Source organism: Stenotrophomonas sp. GbtcB23 (assembly GCF_019091045.1).
Lineage (GTDB): Bacteria > Pseudomonadota > Gammaproteobacteria > Xanthomonadales > Xanthomonadaceae > Stenotrophomonas > Stenotrophomonas rhizophila_A.
This window is the reverse complement of sequence record NZ_JAGXKC010000029.1, coordinates 13,992-32,731: the sequence shown is the minus strand read 5'-3', so window position 1 is coordinate 32,731 and position 18,740 is coordinate 13,992. Positions and strand designations below refer to the sequence as shown.

Sequence of the window (18,740 nt, the reverse complement as noted above, 5' to 3'; positions counted from 1 at the left end):
GCTCAGAGCACCGCGTAGTTCAACAGCGGCTTGACCGTACCCCACTCCTTGCAGCTGGGGCATTGCCAGTGGTGGGTGCGCGCACCGAAGCCACAGCGCGTGCAGCGATAGGCCGGATTGCGGACCAGCAGCTGGTCGGTGATGTGCTTGAGGTCATGCAGGGTGGCGGTGGAGTCGGCGCCTTCGGCCAGGGTCAGGTCGATCAATGCCGACTCGCCGCGTACCGACGGGCGATCCTTCAGCTGCCGGCCGAGATAGGCGCGTGCCGGAGCCACGCCCTCCTGCTCTTCCATCAGCTGGGTCAGGGCCAGTACCGGGGCGATGCCGCGATAGTGCTCGGTCATTTCCGACAGGAACGCGCGCGCGCCGCCCAGATCGCCGACCTTGCGGTAGTTCTGCATCAACGGCTGCAGCACCTCGGGCAGGTATTCGGGATCATTGCGGGCGGCCCGCTCGAACGCGCGCACGGCGGCTTCGGCATTGCCGGCATCGGTTTCCAGGCGTCCTTCAATGATGCCGGCACGCACCGACATCGCATCGGCCTGGTAGGCACGGGCGATGGCCGCGCGGGCTTCATCGATCTTGCCGGCGCCACGGAAGCGTTCGGCCAGCTCGCACTCGAACTGCCCCACCAGCTTGCCCATCGGCTCGCCGGTGACTTCTTCGTAACGGGTGGCGTTGTCGATCGCCTTTTCCCAGTCCCGCTCGGCCTGGTAGATGCCGATCAGGTGCTTGAGCGCCTGCGGGGCGCGCTGGTCGATCTGGGCCAGTTCGGTAAAGACGGTTTCAGCACGGTCGAGCAGGCCGGACTTCATGTAGTCCTCGCCGAGCGCCAGCAGGGCCTGGACGCGCTGTGCGTCGCTGAGGTCGGTACGGTTGACCAGCCCCTGGTGCAGGCGGATGGCGCGATCAACCTCGCCCCGGCGGCGGAACAGGTGGCCCAGCGCGACCTGGGTCTCGAAGGTTTCCTTGTCCAGTTCGGCAATGTGCAGGAACAGTTCGATGGCCTTGTCGGGCTGCTCGTTGAGCAGGTAGTTCAAGCCACGGAAGTAGGTGCTGGACAGGTGGCTGACCTGGTTGTCGCCATGGCGCTGGCCACCGCGACGGCCGATCACCCAGCCCGACAGTGCTGCCAGCGGCAGGAACAGGAAAAACCAGAACCACTCGGATACAAATTCCATCGGCGCTCAACGTCCGTCGAAAGGTGAAGAAGAAGACGCCACGGGGGCGGCGGCCGGAGCCGCTTTCTGCGCTTTGCGCAGTCGGGAATACAACGGGATCACCACGCCGACCAGGACCAGCCCGGCACCGATGATCGCACCGGTCAACAGGGCCACGGTAATGGCCAGGCCGGTGCTGGAATGGATGGCAGTGAACCCCAGGTTGAGGGTCATGTCCTGCGAATTGAGGGCACCGATGACGAGCCCGGCCACCAGCACGGCGAGCAGGATCAACAGACGTGCGACTTTCATTGTGGCAGCTCCCATTCCCTTTGAGGTAGAGAGTAGCGGACTAACCATCCGCTCTACTAGGCCGGATCGCTTTCCAGCGGCACCACGGCGCTTACGCGCTCACGGAGTTCCTTGCCCGGCTTGAAATGCGGGACATGCTTGCCCGGCAGTGCGACCGATTCCCCGGTCTTGGGGTTGCGCCCCAGCCGCGGCGGCCGGTAGTGCAACGAAAAACTGCCGAACCCGCGGATCTCGATGCGATCCCCGCCAGCCAGCGCCCCGCCCATCATTTCCAGCAACGACTTCACCGCCAGATCGACATCGTCCGACTTCAGATGCGCCTGTCGGCGCGCCAAGATTTCGATCAACTCGGATTTGGTCATTGCGGACTCGCGTCGAGGGTCTCAAACCCTGAAACGGCCCGGACAATTGTCCGGGCCGTCCAGGAAACTACTGCTACGGGTAAAGGCCGATTACTCGGACTTGTTGCCGTTCAGCTGTGCACGCAGCAGCGCGCCGAGCTGGGTGGTGCCGCTGGAAGCCGAAGAGGACTGGTATTCCTCCAGCACTTCGCGCATTTCCGCGTCGTCCTTGGCCTTGATCGACAGCTGCAGGGTACGACCCTTGCGATCCATGCCCACGAACTTCGCTTCAACCTTGTCGCCGACCTTCAGGAACTGGGTCGCGTCGTCGACGCGCTCGTTGGCAACGTCACGCGCAGCGACATAGCCTTCGATGCCGTCAGCCAGTTCGATGGTAGCGCCCTTGGCGTCCACTTCCTTGACCACGCCTTCGACCTTCGAACCCTTCGGGTTGGCAGCCATGTACTGACCGAACGGATCCTGCTCCAGCTGCTTGACGCCCAGGCTGATGCGCTCGCGCTCCGGATCGACGGCCAGGACGACGGCGTCCAGGTTGTCGCCCTTCTTGAAGTTGCGGACCACGTCTTCGCCGGTGGTGTTCCAGCTGATGTCGGACAGGTGCACCAGGCCATCAATACCGCCGTCCAGGCCGATGAAGATGCCGAAGTCGGTGATCGACTTGATCTGGCCCGACACCTTGTCGCCCTTCTTGTGGATGGCAGCGAAGGTTTCCCACGGATTGGCGGCAACCTGCTTCATGCCCAGCGAGATGCGGCGACGCTCCTCGTCGACGTCCAGGACCATGACTTCAACTTCGTCACCGACCTGCACAACCTTGGACGGGTTGACGTTCTTGTTGGTCCAATCCATCTCGGAGACGTGCACCAGGCCTTCGACGCCCGGCTCGATCTCGACGAACGCGCCGTAATCGGTGACGTTGGAGACCTTGCCGAACACGCGGCTGTTGGCCGGGTAACGGCGGGCGATGTTGTCCCACGGATCCTCGCCCAGCTGCTTCAGGCCGAGCGAAACGCGGTTGCGCTCGCGGTCGAACTTCAGCACGCGCACGTCCAGCTCGTCGCCGACGTTCACGACTTCGGACGGGTGGCGCACGCGCTTCCAGGCCATGTCGGTGATGTGCAGCAGGCCGTCGATGCCGCCCAGGTCCACGAATGCGCCGTAATCGGTCAGGTTCTTGACGACACCCTTCAGGATCGCGCCTTCCTGCAGCTTGTCCATCAGCTGCTCGCGCTCTTCCGAGTGCTCGCTTTCGACGACAGCGCGGCGCGAGACCACGACGTTGTTACGCTTGCGGTCCAGCTTGATGAGCTTGAATTCCAGCTCCTTGCCTTCCAGGTAGGCCGGGTCGCGCACCGGGCGCACATCCACCAGCGAACCGGGCAGGAACGCGCGGACATCCTTGATGTCCACGGTGAAACCACCCTTGACCTTGCCGCTGATGCGGCCGGTGATGGTTTCGTTCTTTTCCAGGGCTTCTTCCAGCTCGTCCCACACCATGGCGCGCTTGGCTTTCTCGCGCGACAGGACGGTTTCACCGAAGCCGTTCTCGATCGAGTCGAGGGCGACCTTGACGACATCGCCTTCGGCGACGTCGATTTCGCCGGCGTCGTTACGGAACTGTTCGATCGGCACGATGCCTTCGGACTTCAGGCCGGCGTTGATCACCACGACGTCGCCGCGGACTTCAACGACAACACCGCTGACGATGGCGCCCGGCTTCAGCTTGGCCAGATTGGCCTGGCTGGCTTCAAACAGTTCGGCAAATGATTCGGTCATTAGATTTACTCTGTTGGACACATGGGCATTGGTCCCCGCGAGGGTTCCGTTTACTGCCCGCCTGTTGGTCGACCCCGGAAACGCAGGTCGTGTGTGAAGTAGGAAAACCGCCACGCATCATTGCGGGACGGAGCTTTTACTGCATTGCATTGGTGCGACTACCGCCGATGGATTGGCGGCCTCCTTGCCACGGATCAGGCACCCGAAACCGGAAGCAGATCCAGTACCTTGGCAACGACTTCGTCGATGCCGATACCACTGGTGTCGATGACGACGGCATCGTCTGCCGGCTTCAGGGGCGCCACTGTGCGCTGTGCATCACGGGCGTCGCGGGCCATGATCTCGCGCAGGAGGTCATCAAAGTTAACAGAAACCCCCTTGTCTTTCAACTGGTTATGCCGGCGCTCGGCGCGCTCTTCGGCACTGGCCGTCAGGAAGACCTTGAATGGGGCGTCGGGGAAGATGACCGTCCCCATGTCCCGCCCGTCGGCCACCAGGCCCGGGAGAACCCTGAATGCGCGTTGACGCTCTTTAAGCGCGGCGCGGACCTCGGGAATGGCGGCAATGGCCGAGGCCAGGGCCCCGGTGGTTTCCAGCCGCAGCTCGTCGGTGGCGTCGGTCTCATTGACGATGACACGCAGGCTGCCGTCGTCGGCCTCGACGAAGCGGACATGGGTGTCGAAGGTGCAGCGGACCAGTGCCGAGGCATCGGAGGTGTCGATATCGGCCCAGCTGGCAGCCACGCCCACGGCGCGGTAAAGGGCGCCCGAATCCAGGTAATGCCAGCCCAGCCGGCGTGCGACAATGCGGCTGACGGTCCCCTTGCCGGCCCCGGACGGGCCGTCGATGGTGAGCACGGGAGAAGGCTGGTTCATGGGGTTCCCTGTGGATTTGACCCCCCATTCTAGCCCCTGCCCGGCCCCGTCCAAGACATTTTTAGTGCAAGCACTTGAAAGGATGGAAAAAAGCCCGGTAGAATGGCGGGCTTGAACGGGCGTCACCTGCCGATTGTCATCTGCATATCGCGGCCGCGCTCCAACCGAATCCACGTTTACGCCGAGGTATGCAATGAAAGTCCTGTCTTCCCTGAAGTCGGCCAAGTCCCGTCACCGTGACTGCAAGGTCGTCCGTCGTCGCGGCAAGATCTTCGTGATCTGCAAGTCGAACCCGCGTTTCAAGGCTCGCCAGCGCTGAGCCTGGGCCGTCGCGGCCACCGGTCGCGACCTGCCTGAATAAAAAGCCGCCTCCGGGCGGTTTTTTATTGCCAATTTTGTTGTAATCGCCGGGTGCGCCACGACCGCCGGTCGTGGCTGCCTTGCCGGATTCACGGCAGGTCACGACCGTTGGTCTGACTGCCTTGCCGGATTCACGGTAGGTCACGACCGTTGGTCGTGACTCCATTCTTGATAACTGGGGAGTAGATCGAGATGAAGCGTTACCTGACCACACTGCCGTTGCTTGCCCTGCTGGCCTGCGCCAGCGCCCACGCCGACACCCTGCTGATCGACCGCACCAAGGAACAGGTGGCGCCGGTAGTGCCGGTGCGCGGCGAGACGACCAGCCAGGTCCTGAGCCGCTTCGGTGAGCCCAGCGAGAAGCTGGAGCCGCGCGGCGGCCAGAAGCGCCAGTGGCCGACCATCAACCGCTGGGTCTACCCGATGTTCACCGTCTACTTCGAGAAGCAGAAGGTGATCGACGTGGTGGCCAACAAGGCTGACAGCAACGAAGTCGGCCCGAAGCCGCCGATCCGCTGATCCATCAGAACGCCCGCCGCCCGGCGGGCCATCGCACCGAGACCATGAACGATACGCTCCGCTTTCCGGCCGAATGGGAATCCCAGTCCGCCATCCTGATCGCCTGGCCCCACGCCGACACCGACTGGGCCGACCGCCTGGGTGACGTCGAGGACACCTACATCGCGCTGGTCGCGGCCATCACCCGCTTCCAGCCGGTGGTGATCATCGTGGCCGATGACGACCTGGAGGCGTACGCCGACGCGCGCCTGCGCTCCAACCGGATCGACACCGACCGCGTGCGTTTCGTCACCGCGCCGTACGACGACACCTGGCTGCGCGATTCGGGCCCGATCACGCTGCGCCGCGCCGACGGCGGCTTCCGGCTGCTGGACTTCCGCTTCACTGGCTGGGGCGGCAAGTTCGAGGCCAGCCTGGACGACCAGCTGGTGGGCGTGCTGCACGCCGCCAACCTGTTCGCCGACGCGGAGCTGCAGAGCATTCCGTTCGCGCTGGAAGGCGGCGCCATCGAGACCGACGGTGCGGGCACCCTGCTCACCACCTGGAAGTGCCTGCACGAACGCCACCCGGACCGGGATCGTGCGTCGCTGAGCGCGGACATGGCGAGCTGGCTGGCGCAGGACCGGGTGCTGTGGCTGGACCACGGCTACCTGGAAGGCGACGACACCGACGCGCACATCGACACGCTGGCGCGCTTCGCGTCGGTGGACAGCATTGTCTACCAGGCCTGCGATGACGCCAGCGATTCGCACCATGCCGAGCTGCAGGCGATGGGCAACGAACTGGCCGCGCTGCGCACCGCCGACGGCCAGCCGTACCGCCTGTTCCCGCTGCCGTGGGCACGCCCGGTGATCGACGAAGGCCGCCGCCTGGCCGCGTCCTACGCCAATTACCTGATCCTCAACGGCGCGGTGCTGATGCCGGCCTACGGTGACGTGGCTGACGACGCGGCACGCGACGTACTGGCCCAGGCCTACCCGAACCACGAGATCGTGCAGGTACCCTGCCGCTCGCTGATCTGGCAGAACGGCAGCCTGCACTGCATCACCATGCAGTTGCCTTCCGGGTTGCTGGCTGCGTAAAGCTCATCGGCATTCGATGGTTTCCTTGGCGCCGGGCTTTGCCCGGCGCTTTTGGTTTTGGGCGAACAGCCGGCGGCCATCGCTTGGCCTGAGCTGGGCCGGCGGGTGCGGGGGTACGGGGGGCGCCGTGAACCCATCCCTGGGGGCTCTTGCGAAACATCCATGTTTCGCAAAGCCCCCGTACCCCCGCCCCCGCCGGCCCTCGACGGTGTGTTGGTGGCCATGGGAGATCAACGGCGGTGCCGATCACGTTCATGCGTCATCGGGCGTATCGCCGAGCCGTAGAGCCACGCCATGCGTGGCTGCTCTTCCATCCGCAGGCGACCCAGCGTCGGGGCCGGCCGGCGGGCAGCCCACGTAGGGACTGTCAAAAACATGGATGTTTTTGCCAAGCCCCCATGGATGGGTTTACGGCGTGTCCCGTAGTGGGCTGCCCGTCGGCCGGCCCAGCCCGTAACGGTGAACAGCTGCTCTTCGCGACCAGACACGCACCCCGTTTATCGCCCAGCACGCCGCACACACCCATCCGCGATAAACTGCGTTTTTCCCCCTGCAGGACCCGCCCCGGATGAGCTCACGCCACACCCTTTCCGTCGCCCTGATCCAGGAGCGCAACCACGGTGACGCGGCCGCCAACCTGGCCGTGATCGAAACGCGCGTGGCTGAAGCGGCTGCCCAGGGTGCCAAGCTGGTCCTGCTGCAGGAACTGCACAACGGCGCGTACTTCTGCCAGCACGAATCGGTGGATGAGTTCGACCTGGCCGAACCGATTCCCGGGCCGAGCACCGAGCGCCTTGGCGCGCTTGCGAAGAAGCATGGCGTGGTGATCGTCGGCTCGCTGTTCGAGCGCCGCGCCGCCGGCCTGTACCACAACACCGCCGTGGTGTTCGAAAAGGACGGTACCCTGCTGGGCAAGTATCGCAAGATGCACATCCCGGACGATCCCGGCTTCTACGAGAAGTTCTACTTCACCCCCGGCGACATCGGCTTCAAGCCGATCGATACCTCGGTGGGTCGCCTTGGCGTACTCGTCTGCTGGGACCAGTGGTACCCCGAAGCCGCGCGCCTGATGGCGCTGGCCGGTGCCGAACTGCTGCTCTACCCCACCGCCATCGGCTGGGATCCGGATGACCAGAAGGACGAACAGGGCCGCCAGCGCGATGCCTGGGTACTCAGCCACCGCGGCCATGCCGTGGCCAACGGCGTGCCCGTGCTGAGCTGCAACCGCGTCGGCCACGAGCCCTCGCCGCTCGGCGCATCGGGCATCCAGTTCTGGGGCAACAGCCACGTGCTGGGCCCGCAGGGCGAGTTCATTGCCGAAGCCGGTGGCGAACCGACCGTTCTGGTCTGCGATGTCGACCTGCAGCGCAGCGAACACGTGCGCCGCATCTGGCCGTTCCTGCGCGACCGCCGCATCGACGCCTATGGCGACCTGCTCAAGCGCTACATCGACTGACCTTCCCACAGGAACCCTGCCCCGTGACCGTGCTGCTGCGCGACGCCACCGATGCCGACATTGCGGCCATCACCGCCATCTATGCGGTGGAAGTAACCGATTTCGTCAACACCTATGAGTACGACGTTCCGGACGCGGCCGAGATGCAGCGACGCATGCACGACATCGTCGCACGCGGTTTCCCGTACATCGTGGCCGAGGTTGACGGCCACGTGGCCGGCTACGCCTATGCCAACACCTACCGTGGGCGTATCGCCTACCAGTGGACGGTCGAAAACTCCGTCTACGTCGATGCCGCGTTCCAGGGCAAGGGCGTCGGCACCGCGCTGATGCAGGGCCTGATCGACGCCTGCGTCGCGCGTGGGTACCGGCAGATGGTGGCGGTGATCGGCGAACCGACCAACACCGCATCGATCAAGCTGCACGAACGCTTCGGCTTCCACCTGGTCGGCATTTTCCGTGGCCTGGGCCGCAAGCATGGGCGCTGGCTGGATACGGTGCAGATGCAGCGCGCGCTCGGCGACGGTGTCGACAGCGCCCCTTCGAATGAATGATGAAATGACTGAAAACCTGATGGACGACAACGGCGACACCCTGTTCGCCGGCCAGCCCGTGCGCGTGGTCGAGCGCGACGGCGTGCGCTATACCCTGCTGGGCACCGCGCACGTCTCGCAGGCCAGCGTGGAGGTGGTGGAACGGGCCATCAACAGCGGCCGCTTCGATGCGGTCGCGGTGGAGCTGGATCCGCAGCGCCTGCAGGCGCTGACCAATCCCGATGCGTTGGCCAAACTGGACCTGGTCGAAGTGATCCGCAAGGGCCGCGTGGCGCTGTTCGCCGCGAACCTCGCCCTGGCCGCCTACCAGCGGCGGCTGGCCGAGCAGCTGGGCATCGAGCCCGGTGCCGAGCTCAAGCGCGCAGTCGGCCTGGCCAACGCGCACAACCTGCCGGTGCACCTGATCGACCGCGAAGTGGGCCTGACCTTCAAGCGCGCCTCGCAGCGGCTGGGCTTCTTCGGCAAGATCAAACTGGTCATGGGCCTGGGCGCCGGCCTGTTCGCCTCCGACGACGTCGGCGAAGACGAGATCGAGAAACTCAAGCAGGGTGACATGCTCGAAGCAAGCTTCGGCGAGTTCGCCAGCGAAAGCCCGGCACTGTACGAAACCATCATCGGCGAGCGCGACCGCTACATGGCCACCCGCCTGCGCGAAGTGCACGATCCGGCCCAGCGCGAAGTGCTGGCCGTGGTCGGTGCCGGCCACCTGGCCGGGCTGGCGAAGTACCTGGAATCGGACACCGAAGCGCCCGGCCCGCTGCGCGCGTCGCTGGAAGACGTGCCGAAGAAGCGCAACATTCCGTGGATCACGCTGACCATCCTGGCGGTGGTGTTGGCCGGTATTGCCGTGGGGTTCTATCGCGGTGGACTGGGCGTGGGCACCGAGCTGCTGGCGGTGTGGGCGATGTACACCGGCGGCCTGGCCGGGTTGGGCTGCCTGCTGGCCGGCAGCCACCCGCTGAGCATCCTCACCGCGATCGTGGTGGCACCGTTCAAGCCATTCCGCCTGAGCATCCCGACCGGCGCCTTTGCCGCGCTGGTCGAGGCGCGCCTGCGCAAGCCGGCGTACGAGGATTTCCTCAAGCTGCGCGATGACGCGCAGAGCGTGCGCGGCTGGTACCGCAACCGCGTCACCCGGGTGGTGCTGACCTTCATGCTGACCAACCTGGGCAGCATGCTGGGCTTGTGGCTCACTGGCTTCCAGGTCTGGAACAAGGTCGGCGGCTGACGGCGCCGTACCGACCAACGGTCGGTACCTACCAGTGCGGATCAATGTTGTTCGACCTCGGTAGGTATCGACCGTTGGTCGATACGAAAAAGGGCCACGCATTGCGTGGCCCTTTTCGTTCATGCCGGTTCAATCACCGCGCCGCTGCCCTTGGGCGGCAATCCCCTCGCCCGCCGCACGATGCGGGCCACGTTGATGCTCATGTCGTCGAGCATGGCGTAGATGGTCGGCAGGAACAGCAGGCTGACCACGGTGGAGAACGCCAGGCCGCCGGCAATGGCGCGCGCCATCGGGTAGTACGGCGGGCCATCGCCCAGCAGCTGGGTGTCGGTGAGCGAGATCGGGACCATCGCCAGGATCGCCGTGCCCATCGTCATCATGATCGGGCGCAGGCGCTCGCGCGAGCCTTCCACCAGCGCCTGGGTGCGCGCCAGGCCGCGCCGGCGCAGGTTGTTGATGTGCTCGATCATCACGATGCCGTTGTTCACCACCACCCCCATCAGCACCAGGATGCCGATGAAGGACATGATGCCGAACGAGGTACCGGTGAGCCAGAACAACCAGAACACCCCGAAGATCGAGAACAGCACCCCGCTCATGATGGCGGCCGGGAACAGCAGCGATTCGAACACCGCCGCCATCACCACGTAGATCATCACCAGCGCGATGACCAGGTTGAACAGCATCTGCTGCATGGCCTCGTTGTCGTCACCGAAGTCGCCGCCGTCGAAGGTGAAGTTATAGCCGGCCGGGAAGCTCATCGGCTTGAGCGTCTCCTCCATTGCCTTGCGGCCTTCCGGCGCAGTCACCTTCTCGGCCAGGTTGGCCTTGATGGTCAACGTGGTCTGGCGGTTGGTACGACCCACGCGGGTGGCGGAGGGCTTGATGCTGACATCGACCAGGCTCAGCAGCGGTACCGAGCGACCATCGCCGGTGCGCACGGTGAAGCTGGCCAGGTCTTCCGGGCTGCTCTGTTCGGCACCGGCAAAGCGCACCCACACCGGCACTTCGCTGTCACCGCGACGAAACTCGCGCAGCGGTGCACCGCGCAGCGCCAGGCCGACAAAGCTGGCAACCTGCTCGGCATTGAAGCCGAACGCAGCGGCACGCTCGCGGTCCACATGGATGGACAGCTCGCTACCCTTCTCGCCATTGTCGATGCGCACATCGCGCAGTTCCTTGCGCTGGGCCAGCAACGGCACCACGTCTTCGCCGATCTCCTGCAGCATCTGGGTCGAATCACCGACCAGCTGCACTTCCACGCCCTTGCTGCCACCGCCACCGCCGCCATCGCCGCCCTGGTTGCCGATGATGTAATCGGCCCGCGCCGAGCGCGGCAGTCCCTTCCGCAGCGACTCCTGCACGGCGGCCATGTTGCCCGCGTGCTTCTGGTCCAGAGTGACAATCGTGCTGCTGCCCTCCTGTTCGCTGTACCAGGAATACACCTGGGTGATGTGCAGCTTCTCGCGGTTCTGGTCCAGGTACTGCTCCACCCGCAGGATCTCGTCGGACATCTGCGCGCGGGTGAAGGCCCCCTTCCAGTTGTAGCCGATGAAGACATCGGTGCCACCTTCGCCACCGAACATGTCGATCTTGGTCAGCTTCATCGGTACCAGGCTGACCAGCACCACCATGATGATGCCGAACACGCTCCAGCCGCGGTGTTCCAGCGTCCATTGCAGCAGCTGGGCATAGCGGCGCTGCAGGCGGGCGATCACGCCGGTCTGCGAGTGCACCAGCTTGGGCGTCTGCATGCGCGCGGACAGCATCGGGATCAGGCTCACCGCCACCAGCCACGAGGCCATCAGCGAGACCGAGATGGTGATCGCGATCTGCGCCATGAAGATGCTGATGTTGTTGGTTTCGCCAAACAGGTTGGGCACGAATACGATGCAGTGGCACAGGGTGCCGGCGCTGAGCGCGATGGCCACGTTGCGGGTGCCGATGATCGAGGCCTGCACCGGCTGGTCGGGCATGCGCTCGCGTTCCTGGTAGATGCTTTCCACCACCACCACGGCGTTGTCCACCAGCATGCCGACCGCCAGCAGCAGGCCCATCATGGTCAGGATGTTGAGGGTCACCCCGACGAAGTACATGAAGCCCAGGGTGATCACGAAACAGATCGGAATCGCCAGCGTCACCATCAGCGTCGACGGCCAATGGCGCAGGAAGAAGAACAGCACCGTCACCGACAGCAGCAGGCCGACCGCGCCGGCTTCGGCCAGCTCCAGCAGCGAGGAGGTCACCGTCTTGCCCTGGTTGTCGATCACCTTGATGTTCACATCGCGCATCGACGGCTGCCGGCGGATGGCTTCCACTTCGGCCAGCGCGCCACGCGAGACTTCCACCAGGTTGGCGCTGCGCTCTTTGTAGATGTCCAGGCCCACCGCCGGATTGCCATCCAGGCGGCGGCCATAGTTCATCCGCGCAGCCTTGAGCCGCACGTCGGCAATATCGCCCAGGCGCAGGCCCTTGGTGTCGATGACCAGGTCGCGCAGTTCCTGCAGGTCGGTGATCTCGCCGACCGGCTGGATCCGGACCCGCTGGCCGTTGTCGTCGATCTGCCCGGCCGAGATCGAGAAGTTGAGCGTGCGCAGGCGGTCACTGAGTTCGTTGATGCTCAGGTTGTGCGCGGTCAGGCGATCGGCATCGATCGCGATTTCCACCTCATTCGGTGGCGCGCCGGAAATCTCCACCCGGGCCACGCCGGGAATGCGCTCGATCCGCCGCTTGAACTCGCGGTCGAGCATGTCGTAGGCACCGGTCAGGTCCGATGCACTGGCCAGGCGCACCTTGAGTACCGGCTCGTCGCTGCTGGACCACTTGAACACGTTGTAGCGCTGCAGGTCATCGGGCAGGTCGCTGCGGATCGCGTCGATGCGCTCGCGTGCGTCGGAGGCGGCGATGGCGATGTCGCGGTCCCAGTCGGTGAACTCGATGAAGATGCTGGCACCTTCGGCGGTCGCCTGGGAGCGCATGCGCTTGATCCCGGTCATCGTGGCCAAGGCTTCCTCGGTCGGCCGGATGATGGTGCGCTCCACTTCTTCCGGTGTCGAGCCGGTGTAGGGCACCTGCACGAACAGGAACGGCGCGGAGATGTCCGGCAGCGCCTCCAGTGGCAACCGGAACGAGGCGATCAGGCCCACCACCACCAGTGAGACGAAGCACATGATGGTGGTGATGGGACGGCGGATGGAGAACTCGGCGATGCTCATGCCGGCTCCTGGGCCGCACCACCGGCGGTGCTGGAATCGGGCGTACCGCGGTGGTGATGGCGGCCACGTTCGCGGTAATAGGCATCGCCACGGCGGTCAAGCAGGTCGTACACCACCGGGATCACCAGCAGGGTGAGCAGCGTGGACACCAGCAGGCCGCCGATCACGGTGATCGCCATCGGGGCGCGCACTTCTGCACCCTCGCCCATCGCCACCGCCAGCGGCAGGAAGCCGAACAGCGTGCACAGGGTGGTCATGATGATCGGGCGCAGGCGCGAGCGGGCGCCTTCCACCAGCGCCTCATGCTTGGCCACGCCGGCTTCGCGCAGCTGGTTGACCTTGTCGATCAGGATGATCGCGTTCTTGGTCACCAGCCCCACCAGCAGGATCAGGCCGATGAACACCACCACCGAGATCGGCTTGCCGGTGAGCATCAGCGCCAGGATCGCACCGACCAGCGCCAGCGGGATGGTGAACAGGATGACGAACGGGTGCAGCAGCGATTCGAACTGCGAGGCCATCACCAGGTAGACCAGGAAGATCGCCAGGCCGAAGGCGAAGATCAGCGAGCGCGCGGATTCGGCCAGCTCCTCACCCTGCCCACCGATGTGCATGCTGACGCCGGCACCCAGCGGGTCGTTGGCGACCATGTCCTGCACTTCGCGCACCGCGCCGCCCAGGTCGATGTCGCGCAGGTTGGCCGACACCACCGCCACGCGGGTCTGGTCGGCCCGGTGGATCTCGCTGGGGCCGTTGGTGGCCACCACGTCGGCCACCGCGTCCAGCGTCACCGGGCGCGTGCTGCCCGGGTTGACGATCAACCGGCGGATGCTCTCCACGCTGGCGCGGTCGCCTTCCTGGGCGCGCACCAGCACGTCGATCTTGCGGTCACGGAAGCTGTAACGCGTGGCCACGTCGCCGCGCACCTTCTTGACCACCACGTCGGCGATCTGCCGCGTGGTCAGGCCCAGCGCACCGGCGCGCTCCTGGTCGAAGCGGATCTGGATCTCCGGGAAGCCCTCTTCCACGGTCGATTTCACGTCGGCGTAGTGCGGGTTGCTGCGCAGGCGCGCGGCCAGCGCCTGCCCGGCACGTTCCAGGGTGGCCATGTCCTGCCCGCGCAGCTCCACTTCCAGCGGCGTGGAGAAGCTGAACAGTGCGGGCCGCGCGAAGTCGACCTGCACGCCCGGGTGGCCCTGCATCGAAGCGCGCAGGCGCTCGGTAATGGCCGCCTCGGTGCGGGCACTGCCGCCGTCGGCCATCACCACGGTGAGCTTGCCGATGTTCTCGCCGCTCTCGGTCGGGCTGGCATCCAGCCGCGTGCCGCTGCCGCTCACCCCGTACAGCGAGGTGATGCTGTCGTCCTTGGCGTGGGCCAGCTGCAGCTCGCGCACCAGCGCATCGGTCTGCTTCAGCGGCGTGCCGGCCGGCAGCTTTGCGGTCATTTCAAAGCGATCCTGGGCCAGCTGCGGAATCAGGTCCGCGCCCAGCATCGGCACCAGCGCCAGCGTAGCCACGAAGGCAAGCGCCGCCATGCCCAGTACCTTGCCCGGGTGGGCCAGTGCGTTCGGCAGCAGGCGCAGGTAACCGCGCTCGGCACCGGCGTACGGCTTCATGGCCAGGTCGCTGGCCTTGCGCATCACCGGGCCGATCACCGCCACCAGCAGGCGCCACACGCGCACGATGGCCCACGCGATGCCGAACACGGTCCAGCGGGCCAACGCGCCGAAACCGCGGCGGCTGCCGGCGACCGGCTTGAGCCAGCGACGCTGCGGCTGCCATGCGGCATGCGCGGGCTCTTCCGGGAACGCCAGCGGCGGACGGCCCTTGAGCGAGCTCAGCATCGGGATCAGGGTCATCGCCACCAGCAGCGAGATCGCGATGGCGATCGCCACGGTCAGCGCCTGGTCGCGGAACAGCTGGCCGGCGATGCCGTCGACGAACACCAGCGGCAGGAACACCGCGATGGTGGTCAGGGTGGAGGCGACCACGGCCATGCTGACTTCGCGGGTGCCGGTGATGGCCGCCTGCAGGATGCCCAGGCCGCGTTCGCGCGCCTTGGCGATGCTTTCCAGCACCACGATCGAATCGTCCACCACCAGGCCGGTGGCCAGCGCCAGCCCGCCCAGCGACATCACGTTCAAGCTCAGCCCCAGCTGGCCCATGAAGAAGAACGTAGTGATGATCGAGACCGGCAGCGACAGGCTGATCACGAACGTGCTCCAGCCATCGCGCAGGAACAGGAAGATGATCAGGATGGCCAGCAGGCCGCCGATCACCGCATCTTTCTTGACGTCGCTGATGGCGTGCTCGATGAAGCGCGACTGGTCTTCGATGGTGGTCAGTTCGGCATCACCGGGAATCTGCGCCTTGATCTGCTCAAGCTTGGCGCGCAGCGCTTCGGCGGTGGCCACCGTGTTGGCATCGCCTTCCTTGTAGATGGCCAGTTCCACCGCTTCGCGGCCACCCAGGCGGATGATCGCTTCGCGTTCCTTGAAGCCCTGGCGCACCGTGGCCACGTCCTTCAGACGCACCGGCACGCCGTTGGCCACGGTGGTGGAGCTGCTGCTGGACGCGCTCTGCGCGGCGGACGCGGCGGCGACCGCGGCATCCGAACCGGTCGAGGCGGCGATGGCGAACATCTGCTGCATGGCCGCGTCGGCGGCACTGCCGTTGCTGCCCTGGGTGGTCACCAGCAGGTTGCGGATGTCTTCCAGGTCGGCGAACTGGTTGACGGTACGCACCAGGAAGCGCTGCGACCCTTCTTCCAGGCGGCCGCCGGAAATGTTGATGTTCTCTTCCTTCAGCCGCTTGATGACGGTATCGATCGGCAGGTTGAGCTGGGCCAGCTTCTGCTGGTCGATGTCGACCTGGATTTCATCTTCCAGGCCGCCGCCCACCTTCACCGCCGCCACGCCGGCCACCGGTTCGAGCTTCTTCTTCAGGTCTTCATCGGCATAGCGGCGCAGCGCGGTGAGCTGGCGCACGGCGTCGGCATCGCTGGCCGGGTCGTCCTTGGCCGCGATCACCAGGCGCATGATCGGCGCGGTGGAGGGATTGAAGCGCAGCAGCACCGGGGCCTTGGCCTCCAGTGGCAGGTTCAGCGCTTCCATCTTGTCGCGCACCTCCAGGCTGGCCTGGTCCATGTTGGTGCCCCAGGCGAACTCCAGCACCACATCGCTCTGCCCGGTGCGCGAGATCGACTTCAGCTTGCGCAGGTTCTTGACCACGCCCACCGCCTCTTCGACCGGTTCGGTGATCAGCGTTTCGATCTCGGTCGGTGCCGCGCCGGTGTATTCGGTGCGCACGGTCAACGTGGGATAGCTCAGGTCCGGCAGCAGGTTGACCTTGAGGTTGCCCAGCGCGATCAGGCCGAACAGCACCAGGGTGATCATGAACATGAAGATGGTGACGCGACGGCGGGTGGCGAATTCCACCAGGCCGCCACCAGGCGCCGCCGGGCCTTCGCCCGGCTGCGGTTCGTTGCCGTGGTCGTGCCCGGCCGAACTCATTGACGGGTCTCCGCCTTGGCCGGGGCGGCCTTGCTGGCCACCGCGGTGGCCGGCTTGTCGCCGATCACCTGCACGGCGGTGCCATCGCGCAGGGCGACCTTGCCGGCCGTCACCACCTTGTCTCCCTCGGCCAGGCCCTCACGTATCTCCACCCATGGGCCTTCGGCGTAGCCCAGCTTGACCGGCACGCGGGCGACCTTGCCCGCGCGCACGCGGAACACCGCCGGGTCACCGTCGTCGAGCAGCGCCAGGCGCGGCACCACCAGCGCGTCGGCGCGCTGGTCGTAGTCGATGCGGATGCGCCCGAACATGCCCGGCTGCAGGCCGGCGGCATCTTCGCCGAAGCCGCTGACCACGCGGAAGGTGCCGCTGCCGGCGTCGACCACCGGGGAAATACGGTCCACGGTGCCGGGGAAGGATTTACCCGGCAGCGCATCGGCCACCAGGGTCACCGGCTGCCCGGCACGCAGCGTGGCCAGTTCGCGCTCGGGCACGTTGAGCGTGGCTTCCAGCCGCGAGTTGTCGACGATGCGGAAGATCGGCGTATTGATCTGCACGAAGTTGCCGGTCTTGATCGAGCGCGATGCGATCACGCCGGAGATCGGCGCCACCACCGTGGTGTAGGACAGCTCAAGGGTCGCCAGGCGGTACTGCGCGCGCGCGTTTTCCAGGTCGTAGCGCAGCTGGTCGACATCGGCGGCGCTGACCATCTGCTGGCCCACCAGTTTCTGGGCGCGTTGGTAGCTGTTTTCCAGCTTGCGCATCTGCGCTTCGCTCTGGGCCACGGCCAGGCGCGCCCGGTCCGGGTCCAGCCGCACCAGCGGCTGCCCGGCGCGGACCTGCTGGCCTTCCTCGACCATCACGGCCAGGGCCACGCCCGACGTTTTCGCCACCACCTGCGATTCGGCGCGCGCTTCCAGCGCGGCGGTGCCGGTGTAGCTGGCGGCGACCGCACGGCGGCTGGCCGCTACCGCCTCCACCGGGACGGCGTCGGGGGCTTTTTCGGCCTTGGGATCCTTCTCGGCCGCCGCGGCATCGCCGGCGGGGCCACCGGCGCCGCAACCGCCCAGCAGCAGGGTCGTAGTGATCAGCAGCGCCGCGGCGCAGGTTCCGGTGCGGCCGGGCAGAAGAGAGATTCGCAACATCGTCGTGTCCCTGAAGGATGCGTGAGCAGGTGTGGTAGCAAAGTAATGCACCACGTCACGACAACACCATATCCCAAAGGTCATGGTGACCTGCGACCACTCGTCGGCATTGCCCGGTTTCAGCTAGATGAAAACGCAGGCTATACTCGGGTCAGTTCCGTACCCCACGCCGGAACGACCAGAACCCGTATACCGGAAACGACATCATGCGCCCGCAGCCGCTCGCCGCTTGTCTTGCTCTGGCCGTCCTCCTGCCCTTCGGGGTTGCCGTCCAGGCCGCACCTGCTCCTGCCGTACCCGCGCCACCCGCCGCTGCCCCGGCAGCCGCGCCCGCCGCCCCGCCTGCCCTGACCGGCAGCTTCGACAATGGCCGCGTGCTGGCCTACACCTGCCAGGGGTGCCACGGCATCACCGGCTACAAGAACGCGTACCCCAGCTACCGGGTGCCCAAGATCGGTGGGCAGACCCAGCAGTACCTCAGCCAGGCGCTGAGCGAGTACCGCCAGGGCAAACGCCGGCATCCCACGATGCAGGCGCAGTCCATGAGTTTCTCTGAACAGGAGATCGCCGATCTCGCTGTTTACCTGTCCACCGTCAAATAAGCGCGCTCATGACGAAAGCCACGCCCTTCAAGCGTCACGCCATCGCCCTGTCCGTTGCCCTGCTGCTGGCTGCCTGTTCGCAGTCGCAGGTGGAAAACAGCGCAGATTCCGCCGCCGACCCGGGCCACGCCAGTGGTGAGCACGGGTCAGGCTCCTCCGCCGGCCTGCCGGCAGGCCGCATCGCCGCCGGTGAAGCGCGGGCCAACGTCAAGGGCAAGGCGACCGGGCAGAGCTGCATCGACTGCCACGGCGCCGACGGCAACCAGCCGATCGACCCGACCTACCCGAAGCTGGGGGGGCAGTACGGCGATTACCTGGCCCACGCCCTGCAGGCCTACCGCGCTGGGGACCGCCAGCATCCGCTGATGACCGGTCAGGCGACCGACCTGAGTGATCAGGACATTGCCGACCTGGCCGCGTATTTCGGTTCGCGGCCGAGCCAGCTCAGGGATCTGCACGGGGTCAAATGATCTGCGCGCCATGTGTGATCCCACGGGGTCCGTGGGACACGCATGGCGTGTCGCTACGATCCAACGCCATGGTCCTGCGCACATAAGAATTCGTAGGGACACGCCATGCGTG

At 65.9% G+C, this 18,740-nt stretch carries 16 protein-coding genes; 8 read left to right on the top strand and 8 right to left on the bottom strand.

Annotation, left to right across the window (positions count from 1 at the left end):
• Window positions 1–2: 2 nt before the first annotated feature.
• The 5 genes from lapB to cmk form a co-directional block, all read right to left on the bottom strand.
• Window positions 3–1,181 (bottom strand): lipopolysaccharide assembly protein LapB, encoded by a 1,179-nt coding sequence (gene lapB, locus KVS69_RS12855; protein ID WP_068851284.1) that lies wholly within the window; start codon window positions 1,179–1,181, stop codon window positions 3–5.
• Between the two features lie 6 nt (window positions 1,182–1,187).
• Window positions 1,188–1,472: a LapA family protein gene (locus KVS69_RS12850; RefSeq protein ID WP_068851282.1), complete on the bottom strand. Its 285-nt coding sequence runs from the start codon at window positions 1,470–1,472 to the stop codon at window positions 1,188–1,190.
• Between the two features lie 56 nt (window positions 1,473–1,528).
• Window positions 1,529–1,834, bottom strand: coding sequence for an integration host factor subunit beta (locus tag KVS69_RS12845; protein ID WP_017355596.1), 306 nt, complete (start codon window positions 1,832–1,834; stop codon window positions 1,529–1,531).
• A 90-nt stretch (window positions 1,835–1,924) separates the two neighbouring features.
• The gene (gene rpsA / locus KVS69_RS12840; protein WP_068851279.1) at window positions 1,925–3,610 is read right to left on the bottom strand and encodes a 30S ribosomal protein S1; all 1,686 of its coding nucleotides are present in this window, start codon (window positions 3,608–3,610) and stop codon (window positions 1,925–1,927) included.
• A gap of 194 nt (window positions 3,611–3,804) precedes the next feature.
• A complete protein-coding gene (gene cmk, locus KVS69_RS12835; protein WP_068851276.1) occupies window positions 3,805–4,485 on the bottom strand; it encodes a (d)CMP kinase in 681 nt (226 codons plus the stop codon).
• A gap of 193 nt (window positions 4,486–4,678) precedes the next feature.
• On the opposite strand from cmk, the gene ykgO reads away from it, so the two are divergent.
• From ykgO to KVS69_RS12805, 6 genes are all read left to right on the top strand, one after another.
• On the top strand, window positions 4,679–4,804 hold the full coding sequence (ykgO, locus tag KVS69_RS12830) for a type B 50S ribosomal protein L36 (protein WP_017355593.1): 126 nt from the start codon (window positions 4,679–4,681) through the stop codon (window positions 4,802–4,804).
• 233 nt (window positions 4,805–5,037) lie between these two features.
• Entirely contained in the window at window positions 5,038–5,364 is a 327-nt protein-coding gene (locus KVS69_RS12825; RefSeq protein ID WP_068851273.1) for a hypothetical protein, read from the top strand.
• 44 nt (window positions 5,365–5,408) lie between these two features.
• Window positions 5,409–6,446 carry an agmatine deiminase family protein gene (locus tag KVS69_RS12820; RefSeq protein WP_217538371.1) on the top strand — a complete coding sequence of 346 codons (1,038 nt, stop codon included), beginning with the start codon at window positions 5,409–5,411 and terminating at the stop codon, window positions 6,444–6,446.
• Window positions 6,447–7,014: 568 nt separating this feature from the next.
• A complete protein-coding gene (locus KVS69_RS12815) occupies window positions 7,015–7,902 on the top strand; it encodes a carbon-nitrogen hydrolase (protein ID WP_095364215.1) in 888 nt (295 codons plus the stop codon).
• A gap of 23 nt (window positions 7,903–7,925) precedes the next feature.
• Window positions 7,926–8,456 (top strand): GNAT family N-acetyltransferase, encoded by a 531-nt coding sequence (locus tag KVS69_RS12810; RefSeq protein WP_210132333.1) that lies wholly within the window; start codon window positions 7,926–7,928, stop codon window positions 8,454–8,456.
• Window positions 8,449–9,684 carry a TraB/GumN family protein gene (locus KVS69_RS12805; protein WP_068851262.1) on the top strand — a complete coding sequence of 412 codons (1,236 nt, stop codon included), beginning with the start codon at window positions 8,449–8,451 and terminating at the stop codon, window positions 9,682–9,684. The genes KVS69_RS12810 and KVS69_RS12805 overlap by 8 nt, the downstream gene beginning before the upstream one ends.
• Before the next feature lie 119 nt (window positions 9,685–9,803).
• Here the strand turns inward: KVS69_RS12805 and KVS69_RS12800 are convergent, their stop codons facing one another.
• Genes KVS69_RS12800 through KVS69_RS12790 form a run of 3 tightly spaced genes read right to left on the bottom strand, consistent with a single transcriptional unit; the run spans window position 9,804 to window position 17,556 of the window.
• Window positions 9,804–12,899, bottom strand: a complete 3,096-nt coding sequence (locus tag KVS69_RS12800; protein ID WP_217538369.1) for an efflux RND transporter permease subunit — start codon at window positions 12,897–12,899, stop codon at window positions 9,804–9,806.
• Window positions 12,896–16,411: an efflux RND transporter permease subunit gene (locus tag KVS69_RS12795; RefSeq protein WP_217538367.1), complete on the bottom strand. Its 3,516-nt coding sequence runs from the start codon at window positions 16,409–16,411 to the stop codon at window positions 12,896–12,898. Before KVS69_RS12795 ends, KVS69_RS12800 begins: the two co-directional genes overlap by 4 nt.
• Entirely contained in the window at window positions 16,408–17,556 is a 1,149-nt protein-coding gene (locus tag KVS69_RS12790) for an efflux RND transporter periplasmic adaptor subunit (RefSeq protein WP_068851252.1), read from the bottom strand. Before KVS69_RS12790 ends, KVS69_RS12795 begins: the two co-directional genes overlap by 4 nt.
• A 206-nt stretch (window positions 17,557–17,762) precedes the next feature.
• Between KVS69_RS12790 and KVS69_RS12785 the strand changes: the two genes are divergently transcribed.
• Window positions 17,763–18,158: a c-type cytochrome gene (locus tag KVS69_RS12785; protein ID WP_068851249.1), complete on the top strand. Its 396-nt coding sequence runs from the start codon at window positions 17,763–17,765 to the stop codon at window positions 18,156–18,158.
• Window positions 18,159–18,166: 8 nt separating this feature from the next.
• Window positions 18,167–18,628: a cytochrome c gene (locus tag KVS69_RS12780; RefSeq protein ID WP_217538365.1), complete on the top strand. Its 462-nt coding sequence runs from the start codon at window positions 18,167–18,169 to the stop codon at window positions 18,626–18,628.
• Window positions 18,629–18,740: the final 112 nt, after the last annotated feature.